The organism is Mannheimia sp. E30BD, assembly GCF_041807785.1.
Classification (GTDB): domain Bacteria; phylum Pseudomonadota; class Gammaproteobacteria; order Enterobacterales; family Pasteurellaceae; genus Mannheimia.
Genome location: NZ_JBGTYX010000002.1, coordinates 142911 through 157358 on the forward strand (window position 1 = coordinate 142911; position 14448 = coordinate 157358).

At 40.4% G+C, this 14448-nt stretch carries 12 protein-coding genes and 2 pseudogenes; 12 read left to right on the forward strand and 2 right to left on the reverse strand.

From position 1 onward, the window contains the following. Positions 1 to 3 precede the first annotated feature (3 nt). The 7 genes and pseudogenes from ACERCG_RS02045 (at position 4) to ACERCG_RS02075 (ending at position 5544) form a co-directional block, all read left to right on the forward strand. Entirely contained in the window at positions 4 to 1068 is a 1065-nt protein-coding gene (locus ACERCG_RS02045; protein ID WP_373610415.1) for a YhcG family protein, read from the forward strand. A 16-nt stretch (positions 1069 to 1084) separates the two neighbouring features. Next, positions 1085 to 2140, forward strand: coding sequence for an electron transport complex subunit RsxD (gene rsxD / locus ACERCG_RS02050; protein ID WP_373610416.1), 1056 nt, complete (start codon positions 1085 to 1087; stop codon positions 2138 to 2140). Further along, positions 2140 to 2772: an electron transport complex subunit RsxG gene (rsxG, locus tag ACERCG_RS02055; protein WP_373610417.1), complete on the forward strand. Its 633-nt coding sequence runs from the start codon at positions 2140 to 2142 to the stop codon at positions 2770 to 2772. The genes rsxD and rsxG overlap by 1 nt, the downstream gene beginning before the upstream one ends. 8 nt (positions 2773 to 2780) lie before the next feature. Further along, positions 2781 to 3464 (forward strand): electron transport complex subunit E, encoded by a 684-nt coding sequence (locus ACERCG_RS02060; RefSeq protein ID WP_373610418.1) that lies wholly within the window; start codon positions 2781 to 2783, stop codon positions 3462 to 3464. A 439-nt stretch (positions 3465 to 3903) separates the two neighbouring features. After that, a complete protein-coding gene (gene lpxM / locus ACERCG_RS02065) occupies positions 3904 to 4854 on the forward strand; it encodes a lauroyl-Kdo(2)-lipid IV(A) myristoyltransferase (protein WP_373610419.1) in 951 nt (316 codons plus the stop codon). Positions 4855 to 5097: 243 nt separating this feature from the next. Beyond that, positions 5098 to 5238: pseudogene (locus ACERCG_RS02070) on the forward strand (type II toxin-antitoxin system RelE/ParE family toxin); the annotation flags it as partial. Between the two features lie 3 nt (positions 5239 to 5241). Then, positions 5242 to 5544: a helix-turn-helix domain-containing protein gene (locus ACERCG_RS02075; protein ID WP_373610420.1), complete on the forward strand. Its 303-nt coding sequence runs from the start codon at positions 5242 to 5244 to the stop codon at positions 5542 to 5544. 43 nt (positions 5545 to 5587) lie between these two features. On the opposite strand, the gene ACERCG_RS02080 is transcribed toward ACERCG_RS02075, so the two are convergent. Further along, positions 5588 to 7042: an aminoacyl-histidine dipeptidase gene (locus ACERCG_RS02080; RefSeq protein ID WP_373610421.1), complete on the reverse strand. Its 1455-nt coding sequence runs from the start codon at positions 7040 to 7042 to the stop codon at positions 5588 to 5590. A 953-nt stretch (positions 7043 to 7995) separates the two neighbouring features. Between ACERCG_RS02080 and ACERCG_RS02085 the strand changes: the two are divergent. From ACERCG_RS02085 to ACERCG_RS02105, 5 genes and pseudogenes are all read left to right on the forward strand, one after another. Then, a pseudogene (locus ACERCG_RS02085) lies at positions 7996 to 8940 on the forward strand (factor H binding protein domain-containing protein); the annotation flags it as partial. Between the two features lie 124 nt (positions 8941 to 9064). Beyond that, complete coding sequence (locus ACERCG_RS02090) at positions 9065 to 10474, forward strand: surface lipoprotein assembly modifier (protein WP_373610422.1); 1410 nt, start codon at positions 9065 to 9067, stop codon at positions 10472 to 10474. Positions 10475 to 10619: 145 nt separating this feature from the next. Continuing rightward, complete coding sequence (gene gpt, locus ACERCG_RS02095; protein WP_373610423.1) at positions 10620 to 11093, forward strand: xanthine phosphoribosyltransferase; 474 nt, start codon at positions 10620 to 10622, stop codon at positions 11091 to 11093. Between the two features lie 109 nt (positions 11094 to 11202). Further along, positions 11203 to 11826 carry a guanylate kinase gene (gmk, locus tag ACERCG_RS02100; RefSeq protein WP_373610424.1) on the forward strand — a complete coding sequence of 208 codons (624 nt, stop codon included), beginning with the start codon at positions 11203 to 11205 and terminating at the stop codon, positions 11824 to 11826. A 110-nt stretch (positions 11827 to 11936) separates the two neighbouring features. Then, the gene (locus ACERCG_RS02105) at positions 11937 to 13331 is read left to right on the forward strand and encodes a TolC family protein (RefSeq protein ID WP_373610425.1); all 1395 of its coding nucleotides are present in this window, start codon (positions 11937 to 11939) and stop codon (positions 13329 to 13331) included. A gap of 71 nt (positions 13332 to 13402) precedes the next feature. Here ACERCG_RS02105 and ACERCG_RS02110 read toward each other — a convergent pair whose 3' ends face one another. Further along, complete coding sequence (locus ACERCG_RS02110; protein ID WP_373610426.1) at positions 13403 to 14386, reverse strand: amidohydrolase family protein; 984 nt, start codon at positions 14384 to 14386, stop codon at positions 13403 to 13405. Positions 14387 to 14448: the final 62 nt, after the last annotated feature.

Genomic DNA, 14448 nt, shown 5'->3' on the forward strand with positions numbered 1-14448 from the left:
AATATGACAGAATTAGTTAGGAATAAACTCTTTGAACAGATTGCTATATTGTTAGATATGGCTCGCCAAAAAGTGATGACTACTGTTAATCATACAATGGTGCAGACCTATTTTGAAATCGGAAGAATGATTGTTGAAGATGAATTACAAGGCAATGAAAGAGCAAAATATGCACAAAGTCAGTTGAAAGGATTATCTGAAAAACTCACAGAGCAGTTTGGGAAAGGATTTTCGGTTTCTAATTTGAAAAATATGCGTCAGTTTTATTTGACATATAGCGAGCAATCCCAATTTTTAGAGAAAGAGTTTGCTAAATTAGAGCCAATTCGCCAGACAGTGTCTAGCGAATTGATTAAAAAAGATACTGAAAAACAGACTTTTCCATTGAGTTGGTCGCATTATCAAAAGCTAATTCGTATTTCTGATCCCTATGAGCGTCGATTTTATGAAATTGAGGCAGAGAAAAATCATTGGAGTTTACGAGAGTTAGAAAGGCAATATGATTCAGCTCTCTTTACTCGCTTGGCATTAAGTAAAAATAAAGATGAAATTCGGGCTTTAGCTTTAGAAGGGCAAAAAATAGAAAAACCAGCAGATTTAGTTAAAGATCCTTATATTTTAGAATTTCTTGGTTTATCAGAGATGCCTAGTTATTCTGAAAATGAATTAGAACAACACTTAATTGATAAACTCGAACATTTTTTATTGGAACTTGGTTCAGGTTTCGCTTTTGTCGGACGGCAGAAGAGAATTAGTTTTGATGAACAACATTTTTATATTGATCTAGTGTTTTATAACCGATTATTGCGTTGTTTTGTCTTGATTGATTTGAAAATAGGAAAGCTCAAACATCAAGATATTGGACAAATGCAGATGTATGTGAATTATTATGATCGTGAAATGCGGTTAGAGGGCGAAAATCAAACAATTGGCTTGATTTTATGTCAGGATAAAACTGAATCGCTTGTTAAATATACCTTACCAGAAGATAACGATCAGATTTTTGCCAGTAAATATCAAACTGCTTTACCAAGCAAAGAAGCATTATTAGCACTGCTTCAGGAATAGAATTTAAGGAAAATTAATGTTCAAAGTTGTAAGTTCCCCTCATATGCACTCAAGCAATCTCACCGCTAATGTGATGCTATGGGTAATTGCGATGATGCTGCCCGCACTCGGGGTTCAGTTTTATTATTTTGGTTTTGGGGTGCTCATCCAAATTGTAATTGCGGTGGGGTTGGCAATTATCATTGAGGTTGGAATTGCAAAATTACGCAAAAAAACGACCGCTTTCTATTTAGCGGATATGTCGGGTATTTTAACCGCCTTGATTTTAGCAATGTCGATTCCACCTTATGCTCCTTATTGGATTATTGTGATTGGCGTTATTGTCGCTCTGCTATTGGCAAAACATAGCTATGGTGGTTTAGGGCAGAATTTGTTTAACCCTGCGATGGTGGGCTATGCGGTGCTGTTGGTCTCTTTCCCTGTACAAATGACTTCGTGGATTGTGCCGATTGATTTATTAAACGAACCACCTACATTGAGCGATGCGATTTCATTAATTTTCAGCGGGGTAACTAGCGATGGCTTTAGTCTTCATCAACTGGTTAATAGTGTTGATGGCATTGCACAAGCCACACCGCTAGACAGTATGAAAAGCAGCCTAGCCAAATCTGGCTTTGAGGCGGTAATGAATACGCCGATTTTTAATGGATTATTCGCAACAGGCTGGTTGCAACTGAATATCGCCTTTTTATTGGGTGGACTTGTGCTGATTTATAAACGCATTATCCATTGGCAAATTCCTGTTTCAATGCTTGCCACCTTTATCGTGTTAAGCGGTATTACTGATCTGGTAACAGATCAAGCACATCTTCATTTTGTCAGCCATTTATTCAGCGGTGCGATGATGTTCGGGGCGTTTTTTATCGCAACTGATCCTGTCAGTGCTTCTATTACGCCGAGAGGCAAATTGATTTTCGGAGCATTGGTCGGCACTCTGCTTTATGTAATCCGCTATTATGGTAATTACCCTGATGCGATTGCGTTTTCCGTATTATTGGCAAATATCTGTGTGCCGTTAATCGACCACTACACACAGCCAAGACTATACGGCACAAAATTGGATAGAAAATAATGAATACCTCAAAAATCACGTTAAAATATGCCCTCATTTTGGGCTTGATTGCGTTGTTAAGCACCGCTGTTTCTACCGCTGTGTATCTGCTTACAAAGGGCAGAATTGATGATGTAACTGCAATGCAGCAGCGTAAATTATTAGAAGAAGTTGTGCCGAAAAGCTTTTTTGACAATGATGTGCTAGGCAACTGTAAGCTGGTTCAGCTTGAAAATGCACCTTATTTGAACCGCATTTATATTGCAAAAAAATCAGAAAAAACGACCGCTTACTTAATTCAAAGTACCGCCCCAGATGGTTATTCGGGTAACATCATCTTATTAATGGGGATTGAGCCAAACGGTAATGTGTTAGGTGTTCGTACTCTTGAACATAAAGAAACGCCGGGCTTAGGTGATAAAATTGAAACTCGTGTGTCAGACTGGATTTTATCTTTCACAAACAAGCTATTTAGCTTAGAAAATGAAGCAGAGTGGAATGTGAAAAAAGATGGTGGACAGTTCGACCAATTTACTGGTGCGACCATTACGCCCCGTGCAGTAGTGAATAATATTCGCCAAAGTGCAAAATGGGCGATCACAGAGCTTTCACAAAATCCGCAAATGATTGACCAATTTAAAGATTGCAAATAGGGCATAAAATGGAAAGAAAAAACCAAATCCCTGTCACCAATATTGAAGTAGAGCCAAAACAGGCAACAGTGTGGAAAGATCTGTTTACCGATGGTGTGTGGAAAAACAATGGTGCTTTGGTGCAATTATTAGGGCTTTGCCCATTGCTTGCGGTGTCAAACAGTGTAACCAATGCACTTGGGTTAGGTTTGGCAACAATGTTTGTATTAATTTGCACCAATGTAACGGTATCGCTTTTCCGCAAAATTACACCGCACGATATCCGCATTCCAATTTATGTGATGATTATTGCAACGGTTGTAACGGCGGTACAGCTTCTAATGAATGCCTTTGCATTCCCTGTGTATCAATCGCTCGGTATTTTTATTCCGCTGATTGTAACCAACTGCATTGTAATTGGGCGAGCTGAAGCCTACGCCTCGAAAAATGAAGTCAAATTCTCCGCCTTTGATGGATTTTCAATGGGACTAGGTATGACATTAAGCCTTGTGGTGCTAGGTGCATTGCGTGAGATTATCGGCAACGGAACGCTTTTCTACGGTTTAGATTTACTGCTCGGCGACTGGGCAAAAGCGTTATATATTAACGTATTGCATATTGATTCAGGATTATTACTAGCCATTTTACCACCAGGGGCGTTTATAGGGCTGGGGATAATATTGGCGGTGAAGAATATTATTGATAAGAGATGAGATGGTATGTCACTTTCTTTGCTTCGCCAAAGAAAGTAACCAAAGAAAGGCGACCCTACTTCACCGCTGTCTTCGCTTGGTTTGAATTTGCTTAACGAAAAAATTCCAAACTCGCAGCTTCGCTGCTCAAACAAGGAATTTTTCCTACAAATTCAAAGTCGCTCAGGCGGTTCAGAAGGGAACCCAACAAAGCATCATTTTGCAAAATTTTTCAAAAAAATCACCGCTTGTATGGTCGGATCGGGTCCCCTTCTGAGTTGTCCGAGCGACTTGAAATTTTTAGGAAAATAACCCGAGCGAGAGCGAAGCGAACATCAGGGTTATTTTTCGTTAAGAAAATTTCAACCAAGTGAGGATAGCAACGAAGCAGGGTGTGCTTTCTTTTGGTTACTTTTCTTTGCACAAGCAAAGAAAAGTGACAAACAAGAGGAATTATATAATGACACGAATTACCGCCCAAGACGGTTACACTCACAAATTCCGATGGTCTTTCTTTCACCCAAAGTATTGGGGCGTGTGGTTAGGCGTATTAGGGCTTGTGATTTTGGCGTATGTGCCAGCAAGGATAAGAGATAAATTTGCTACTTTTGTGGGTAAAACTGCCTATCAATACCTCAAAAAGAAAAATAAAAAAGGCTATCATCGTGCAAAAGTCAATTTACGCTACTGCTTCCCTGAGTGGAGCGAGCAAAAGCGTGAAGAGGTGGTGGAGAAAATGTTCATCACGGTGGCTCAAACAATGTTAGCGATTGGCGAAACGGCAATCCGCCCAGTGTCGTATTTACAAAAACGTTGTGAATTTACGGGTTTTGAGTATGTGATAAAAGCTAAAGAGAGCGGAAAAAACGTGATTATGCTTGTGCCGCATACTTGGTCGATTGATATGGCTGGGGTGGCGATGTTCTCTTTGGGCTATCCGATGACATCAATGTATAATCCACACCGTAATGCATTGGTGGATTGGCTCTGGAACATTACCCGTGAGCGTTTAGGTGGGCGAATGCACACTCGTCAAAACGGCATTAAAGCCTTTTTAGCCGATGTAAGAAAAGGCGATGTGGGTTACTTCTTGCCAGATGAAGACTTTGGCGCAGAATTAAGTGTGTATGCAGATTTCTTTGCAACTGAAAAAGCAACGCTGCCGGGCTTGAATAAAATGGCGAGAGTGGCGAATGCGGAAGTGATCCCGATGTTCTCGATTTATAATGCGGAAAAAGCAAAATATGAAATGGAAATTTTGCCACCGCTTGAATTTTCAGGCGATCCAATTCAATCCGCCCGAGAAATGAACCGAGTGATTGAATATTTTGTGGAGAAAAACCCCGAGCAATATGTTTGGATTTTACGGCTACTCAAAACCAGACGAAATGGGGAAGATATTTATAGATAATGAAAGGCGGAGATTTATCCGCCTTTATTGTATTTAAGAAATTATTTAATTTACAGTTTATTGCTTATTAGATAAAATCATCATAAATGATTATTTTGAGGTCGCTATGGTTGAGATAAATGAGGACGTAAAGCCTAATTTTACAGTACATATTTTAGCTCAAATGAAAAAAGCGATCTCTAAAATGCCTCTATCATTACAAGAGAAAATCTATTTTGATTTAGATGATCTCGCAGTTTCTTCTTTTTTCATATTGGTAAACAAATTTATGTAATCCACGCCATACAAAAGAAAACGCAGAAAACCCCAAAACAAGATTTACAGCTAGCCAAAGAGAGAATGCGGCAAGTTAAATTACAGCTTGCTCAGCAAAATAAGGAGTAACGAATGGAAAATGAAAAATTAGAGTTTGTGTCTTTAGAGGAATTTAAACAGGAGTTACTAGAACAAGATCCAACTTTTATAGAGCGTTTGAAAGTGCATAAATTGCAACAAGCGATGATTCAACAACTAAAACAAGATCGCCTAGCTCAAAAACTTTCTCAACAAGAAATTGCACAACGAACAGGTATTAAAACCCAAAATATCAGTCGTCTTGAAAGAGGGTTAGTGATTCCTAAAGCAGATACTCTAATAAAGTATGCTCAAGCTCTAGGTGGGTCATTCCAATATATTCCAAGCCGTAGCTAGTGAAATGCCCTCCAGTTGAGGGCATTTTTTAATATATCTTAGATTATTTCTTTGGAGTTTGTGCCAAAATCTGTGTTAATAATTTCCAATACGTTTCCACCGCTGGAATATGCACTTTTTCATCTGGCGAGTGGGCGTTGAGAATGGTTGGTCCAATCGAGACAAAATCCATATTTGGGTAGATTTTGTTAATTAAGCCGCATTCTAAGCCCGCGTGGATAACCTTAATTTGAGCTTTATAGCCTAAAATATCGTCATAAATCGCTTTGGTTAATGGAGTAATTTTTGACTCTGGATTTGGCTCCCAGCCCGGATAGCTACCTGAAAATTCAAATTCAGCACCAACAAGAGCAGCTAATGAGCGGATTTTACTGCGAATTTCCTCTTTTCCACCTTCAATTAATGAGCGGGCAAGAATGGTTGCTTTTACTTCATTCTCTTCGGTATTAAGCACACCAATGCTTAATGAGGTTTCCACCACATTTTCTACTACATCGCTATTACGCACCACGCCATTTGGCAGAGCATTAAGGAAATGAATAACACGAGTAGTGCTTGCTGGATCGAAGGCTTGTTCAGGCAATTCCGCCTCTTCAATGAAAAAGTTGAAGTTTGGCTCTGCAATGCGAAATTCTGTTTTTAATTGTTCGGCAGTTTGAGTTAAACAAGCGGTCAATTTTTCTTTATTTTCTGCAGAAACAACCAATGTTGCGTGTGCTTCACGGGGAATAGCATTACGCACAGAGCCACCTTGAACGATTGAAATTTGAAATTCTACTTTGTTATAGGCTTCTTCCAAAATACGAGCGAACACTTTAATCGCATTTGCACGGGTGGTGTGAATATCACAGCCTGAATGCCCGCCTTGTAAGCCTTTAAGCGTAACAGTAAGTGCAGCGTCTTGTTGATGTGGCACTAAGAAAACAGGTAGTGTGATATTCACATTTTCACCACCGGCACAGCCGATATAAATTTCGCCGTTTTCTTCGGTGTCGGTATTAATCATAATATCGGCAGTCAGCCAGTTTGGACGTAAACCAATCGCCCCTTCCATTCCTGCTTCTTCTGTCATAGTCAGTAGCACTTCAATGTTTGGGTGAGCTAAATCATCACTATCCAACACTGCTAAGCACGAGGCTAAACCAATGCCGTTATCCGCCCCAAGCGTTGTGCCTTTGGCTTTTACCCATTCGCCGTCAATATAAGGCTGAATTGGGTCTTTGGTGAAATCGTGAGCTGTGCCGGCATTGGCTTGTGGCACCATATCTAAGTGAGCTTGTAGGGCGATGGTCGCATGATCTTCCATTCCTGCCGTTGCAGGCTTACGGATTAACACATTGCCCGCTTCATCACGTTCTACGAAGAAATTTTTTGATTTTGCCCAATTTACAATAAATTCAGCCAGTTCTTCCTCGTAATAAGAGGGGTGCGGAATGGCACAAACTTTATCAAACCATTGCCAAAGCAGTTGCGGTGCGAGCGTTGAGATTTCAGACATAATAAGCTCCTTTTGTAAAATTTTAAGAAAAAATAACCGCTTGTGTTCAAGCTGATATAGACCTCTGACATTGTAGAATATTTAGTGGAAATTTAACAAAAAAATCTTAAAAAAATATTTGATGACGAGTTGTTTTTTTTTTGTACAATCTACGCGTGTTTTATACACATCTATTTTTGTTTATCTTACAAAAGGAACATTTTATGTCTATCAAAAAAGTAACTTTAGCCAGTTTGATTTTATTGGGTTTAACGGCGTGTAGTAGTGGTGGTTCGGGCGGAAGCTCAAGCAATGTGGCAAAACCGAATACTAAACCGCAAACTACTCAGCAACAAACCGATAAAGCGGCAGCAGAAAAAGCAGCTAAAGAAAAGGCGGAAGCGGAACGTTTAGCGGCAGAAAAAGCAGCTAAAGAAAAGGCGGAAGCGGAGCGTTTAGCGGCAGAAAAAGCAGCTAAAGAAAAGGCGGAAGCGGAACGTTTAGCGGCAGAAAAAGCAGCTAAAGAAAAGGCGGAAGCGGAGCGTTTAGCGGCAGAAAAAGCAGCTAAAGAAAAGGCGGAAGCGGAACGTTTAGCGGCAGAAAAAGCAGCTAAAGAAAAGGCGGAAGCGGAGCGTTTAGCGGCAGAAAAAGCAGCTAAAGAAAAGGCGGAAGCGGAACGTTTAGCGGCAGAAAAAGCAGCTAAAGAAAAGGCGGAAGCGGAGCGTTTAGCGGCAGAAAAAGCAGCTAAAGAAAAGGCGGAAGCGGAACGTTTAGCGGCAGAAAAAGCAGCTAAAGAAAAGGCGGAAGCGGAGCGTTTAGCGGCAGAAAAAGCAGCTAAAGAAAAGGCGGAAGCGGAACGTTTAGCGGCAGAAAAAGCAGCTAAAGAAAAGGCGGAAGCGGAGCGTTTAGCGGCAGAAAAAGCAGCTAAAGAAAAGGCGGAAGCGGAACGTTTAGCGGCAGAAAAAGCAGCTAAAGAAAAGGCGGAAGCGGAGCGTTTAGCGGCAGAAAAAGCAGCTAAAGAAAAGGCGGAAGCGGAACGTTTAGCGGCAGAAAAAGCAGCTAAAGAAAAGGCGGAAGCGGAGCGTTTAGCGGCAGAAAAAGCAGCTAAAGAAAAGGCGGAAGCGGAACGTTTAGCGGCAGAAAAAGCAGCTAAAGAAAAGGCGGAAGCGGAGCGTTTAGCGGCAGAAAAAGCAGCTAAAGAAAAGGCGGAAGCGGAACGTTTAGCGGCAGAAAAAGTGGCGAAAGAGAAAGCAGAAGCAGAACGTTTAGCGGCAGAAAAAGCAGCGAAAGAGAAAGCGGAAGCAGAACGTTTAGCGGCAGAAAAAGCAGCGATAATAAAAGCAAAAGGCATTGATGATGAAAATTACGGTATCAGATTTAATGGTTTTAAAGAGATAACCGAAGACAGAGTTAAAGTTAGAACACAAAGTTATTTATATAACCAACCTTATTCGGTAGTAACAGCACAAGAGGTTGAAAGAAAAGGTTGGGAAAATGGAAAATATATTGATAAATCAGATAAAACGATTACGGTTAAAGGTTTAAAAACAGAAAAATTACCAACAGAAGGTAAAGCAACTTATGAAGGAAAAGCCTTTAATTATAACGGAGATACAGGGCATAGTGGAGGTTTCTTAACCTATAATGTTGATTTTACTAATCGCACTGGTTCAGGAAGAGTGGAGGGTGATTGGGGAATGTATATTCTATTAGATAAAGGAAGTATAGAGAAAAATAGTATTTCTTCTACAACACATCAGTATTATGGTAATTCTCATTATGTTGATGGGAAATATCAGATTGAATTTTTTGGTCCAAATGCGGAAGAAATTTCTGGAAAAATTCAGACTGATATAGATCCTAATGGAAGACGAGAAAGTTTCGGTCTTGCCGGCACTCGTGGCGATATCCAACAATAATCTTTTCTAACGTTCAATGCCGTTTAACGAAAAATTAAGCGGCATTTTTATTAATACCTAGCACGCTAAGCGTACTAGGTTAAGCATAATTGAGTGGCTCTGCCACTCTGTTTAATCTGATACTATGAAAAAATATCCCCTTTTATTTTCGCTTTTCAGCCCTGTTGTATGGGCAGAAACGGTAATTGAACACAACACTGACCCGATTTCCTTTGAACGCCATTCACAAGCGGTCAAATTTGAGCAAAATGTTGTAAAAAATTCACAAAAACCGACCGCTTATCAGCCTGCATATTCATTCAATCAAAATGTTGAACAGCAAATTAACCAAGCGATTCTCAGCCAAGATTGGGCAACGCTTGAACCGCTTTTAAGCCGTTATCCGCAAACTGAAAATTTTGACCCCTTGTTGTGGCACTACGCCCACGCCGCACTTGCCTATGCGAAAAAAGATCATCAAACGGCAGTTTTTCACTACCGCCAACTGTTAGCCAAGAACCCGAGTCTAGTTTACCCTCGTTTTGATTTGGCGTTAATTTTGGCAGAAGATCAGCAATTTCGTGCGGCAGAACAGGAATTTAAAGCTATTCAAGCCCATTTACCGCCAGAACTTGCTAAAATTGCCCGTAATACGCAAGCTCAAATTGCTGAAATCGAGGCGTGGCAGCCCGATTTTTATCTGCAATATACCCAAACCGATAACGTGAATAATGCCTCATCTTCGCCGATTGTGAATGTAAATGGGCGGATTTTTCGCAAAAATGCAGACAGTTTGCCACAATCGGCAAAAGGCGTGCGTTATGGCTTGGGGCTGAGTAAATTTCACAATGTGAAAGGCAATCATTTTGCCGGTTTAACGCTCAATTATAGCGGGATTTACTATTGGGATAACCGAGATTACCGTGAGCAATCCGTGTCCGTTTCGCCGAGTTATAGCTACCGCACCGCAGATTATCGGGTGGCTTTTTCGCCTTTTATTGAGCAAAATTGGCTGGGGAGTAGCCGTTATAATGTTCAATTTGGGGCAACACTCAACGGTTTGCGTTACCTTAATTCACAATGGTTGGTGTCGGGGAGTTTTACCCATTTGCAAAAACGGTATTTTGAGGAGCTAACCGCAAGCCGTTATAACAGCTATCAGCACCAACTCAGTGGCGGTGTGCAGTGGCAAGCGGTTAAAAATGGACGATTTTTTGCAAATTTAAATGGCGTGCGTGAAATTGCCCGAGAAAAAGCACAAAGTTCGAATAAATGGCTAGCTCGAATCGGGGCGGTTTTTCAGGGCGAGCGTTGGGCAACACAGGCGAGCATTGGCTTTGGTAAGCGATATTTTGCCGACAAGCACTATTTATTTGGCTATAAGCGGTTGGACACGGAATATCAGGCTAATTTGTCAGTCTGGAACCGCACTTGGCATTGGCGTGGCATTGTACCGAAGCTTAATTTCCGTTATCAAAAAATTGATAGCAATATTGCCGATTTTTACTCTCGCCAAAACAAGGAAGTCTTTTTTACCTTAGAAAAGCTATTTTAGTGTTGGTTTTTTGTGCTAAGCATACGTTTGCGTAACCAGCCGCACAAAAAAATAAATGAAATGATAGCGAAAAAAGCATTTTCGGGTTATCCTAGTGCAATTTTTTATATCGGGGTAGCCCCCAATTTTATATTAGGTTGTTTCTATGAGTGAAAAATACACAAATGAAAAATATGTCGTGACGTGGGATATGTTCCATATGCACGCTCGCAAGTTGGCAGAAAATTTATTACCTGCCACACAGTGGAAAGGGATTATTGCGGTGAGCCGTGGCGGCTTGTTTCCGGCAGCCGTTTTAGCACGTGAGTTGGGTATTCGCCACGTAGAAACAGTGTGCATTGCCAGTTACGATCACGATAGCCAAGGTGAGTTAAGCGTATTACACGCAGCCGATACCGATGGCGAAGGCTTTATTGTGGTTGATGATTTAGTGGATACCGGCAACACAGCAAAAGAAATTCGCAGCATGTACCCTAAAGCCCGTTTTGTAACGGTGTTTGCGAAACCGCAAGGTGCCCCGTTGGTTGATGATTATGTGATTGATATTCCGCAAGAAACTTGGATTGAACAACCTTGGGATTTAGGCATTACCTTCGTTCAACCTTTGGCTCGTAGATAATTTTGTGTAATGGACAATGAAAGTTGTCCATTATTTTTATTTATTCCTATGTAAAAATGTAGGTCGGATTATTATTCGCCCTACTCTAAAAAACAAATAGCTATACACAATGAGTTTAGGCAATCTTTATATTATTTCTGCCCCAAGTGGTGCAGGAAAATCTTCCTTAATTAACGCCTTATTGGCGGATTTACCCCGTTCGGAAGTACAGCTTTCGATTTCACACACTACCCGTCAGCCTCGTCCGGCAGAGCAGGACGGCGTGCATTATTATTTCACTTCGCACGATGAGTTTAAACGGCTGATTGAGCAAGGGCATTTTTTAGAATGGGCAGAGGTGTTTGACAATTATTACGGCACATCATTACCGATGATTGAACGTAGCCTAGAGCAGGGCATTGATGTCTTTTTGGATATTGATTGGCAAGGGGCTAGACAAATTCGGGAAAAAGTGCCGAATGTGAAAACTATTTTTATTCTGCCACCGTCAAAAGCCGAGTTGGAAAAACGCTTAATCGGGCGTGGGCAAGATTCCGCTGAAACCATTGCCAAACGTATGGCAGAGGCGGTGTCGGAAATGAGCCATTACAATGAGTTCGATTATGTGATTATTAATGATGATTTCCAACAGGCATTGAAAGAGCTAAAAGCGATTTTAATTGCTGAGCGTTTGAGCTTAGGCTCGCAACAAATTCGTCATCAGCATTTGATTACTGATTTGTTAAATAATTAAATGAACAGTCGTTCATTTAACTGGAAAGGCAATCTGTTTTTGGGTAGAATACGCCAGTTTTCTACCCAAATTTTTTCCCAAAATTATTTTATCCTAAATAAGGACATAGAATGAAACTCTCAAAATTAGCCTTTTCTGTGGTGTTAGCCTTAACGGTAACGGCTTGTACCACAGGAAATATGAGTAATGACGGCACTTTGCAACAAGCACAAGCAACCTACCAAAGCTATGATGAAATCACAAAGCAATATCAAATTAATGGGCAATGGTGGCAAGGTTACAATGATGCAGAATTAAACCGTATTGTGGCTTTAGCCATTAGAAATAACCTTGATTTAGCGAAAAGCGGTATTGCAGTAAATAAAGCGCTTTATAACGCTAATTTAGTGGGGGCAAATTTAGTGCCAACCTTTAGTGGCTCAGGCTCAGCTTCTGCGGCAAAAGGCATTGGCTCTTCGTCTAATGATATTTCAACAGGTGTTTCAACTACCGCAGCTCAAGCTGCATTTAATTTAAGCTATACCATTGATTTGTGGAGACGTTTAGCCGATACCGCAAGTGCCGCAGAATGGGCTCATAAAGCAACAATGGAAGATTTAAAAGCGACCCGTTTATCTATTATCAACTCTGTAGTAACCACTTATTACCAATTGGCTTATTACCGTGATGCCATTCGTATCACTGAAGAAAGCATCAAAAACTACGAGCAAATCAGCCGTATTTTAACGAACAAGATGAATGCAGGTGCAATTGACCGTTTAGCAGTAGATCAAGCTCAACAAGCCGTTTTAACTGCTCGTAATAAAGTGATTGAGCTACGCACTATGCAAAAAACAGCAGAACAAACGTTACGCAATTTGCTAAATATTCACCCAAATACACCGCTTAATATCCGTTATCCGAATATTATGAATGTGAAATTACAAGGCGTAGATTTAAATGTGCCTGTTTCAGCTATTGCAAATCGCCCTGATGTAGTAGGTTCATTACAACGTTTACAAAGTGCGTTTAAAACTTTAACCGCAACAGAGAAGAGTTGGTTCCCAACTTTAACTATTGGTGGTTCAATTACCGGTAGTGGTGCTAACATTGGTAATGTGGCCGATAATCCGGTAGGAAGTGGTGTTGTATCACTTGCGTTACCATTTTTAGATTGGAATCGTATAAAAAATAACGTGAAAATTTCAGAAGCGGATTATGTAACGACTCGTTTAAATTATGAGCAAAAAATTACTGCGGCATTAAATGAAATTGACCGTTATTATTATGGCTATACGCAATCAAGAAGCTCGTTAAAAGTGCTACAAGATGCGTATAATCAAGATAAACGCATAAGTACATACTATAAAAACCGTTATGAACAAGGTGTTTCAGAATTCCGTGAATGGATAGCAGCAATGAATACAGAGCGTAATTCCCAATTGGCAATTTTAAATGCCAAATACACCATCTTAGCGAATGAAAATGCGGTTTATCAGGCAATGGCGGGTAAATATAGAAGATAAGGTAGCACTAAAAAAGAGTTGATATTTAGCATATCAACTCTTTTTTGTTTTTGCATAAATAAAGCTATTAATTATAAGCCTAATACTTTTCGTCCATTAATACTGGCGATATTTGCCATTTCTTCTAAGTTAGTAAAACGGCAGCCCGCAGAGAGCAGACTTAACTCCTGCCACATATCGCCTTCACATAATGGCACCATATAATCGCAGATGTTGTCTGTACCAATTGCAACAGTAATACCTTCAGGAATTAGTTCATCAGCAGGAGTTAGAGCATTATGGAAAGGTTGCAAATCTTCTTTACGACCACTATCAATCCACGCCATCGGGCAAGCAATGACCATCATTTGACTATCACGCATTTTTTGATACAACATTTTACGGTAATCTTTTGGGTGGGCCCCAATTGAAATACCGTGAATTGCCACAACACGTCCTTGCATTCCGTGTTCTACCGATTTATCACAGAGTTGCTCGGTTTCTTTTTCTTTTGGCGAGTTAAATTGATCGACGTGAACGTGCAGCATTTTACCTTGTGACTTAGCTGTCTCCATTAAAATATCCATCGCCTCTAAGCCTTTGCCGTAATCTACTTCATCACGGTAAGGTAAGCCGCCGATAATATCTACCATTTCAGAGCCAATATCGAACCATTTTTTCGCCGTTGGTTCAATCACACCTTTTAACGTTTGGTTAGCAAATTTTAAGACAATATCATTTTTATACACTTCACGGGCTTTATGAGCGGCAATAATCGCTCTGTCTTCACATACCTGATCGATATCCACAAAAGTCCCGAATGCGGTAACCCCTTGTGAAATCATCAATTCAATGGCTTGCGAGAAGCGGCGGTAGTAATCTTCTACGCTTGAATTGCGTTTTACTTCATCTACCAAGTCCCATTTTTGTTGTAGATTCGCATTTTGGTAAACAGTGATTTTCTCTGGCGTCATTGTAAATGCACGGTCTGCGTGAGCGTGTGCATTTACCCAGCCGCCTTGCTTGATGATTTCATCACGAATATGACCTTTTAGGGTACGAATCAACTGGCTCATTTGTTATTTTCCTCTTTAATATTCTTGCAAATTTAAGTCTGTAAAATAAATAAAAAAACAGC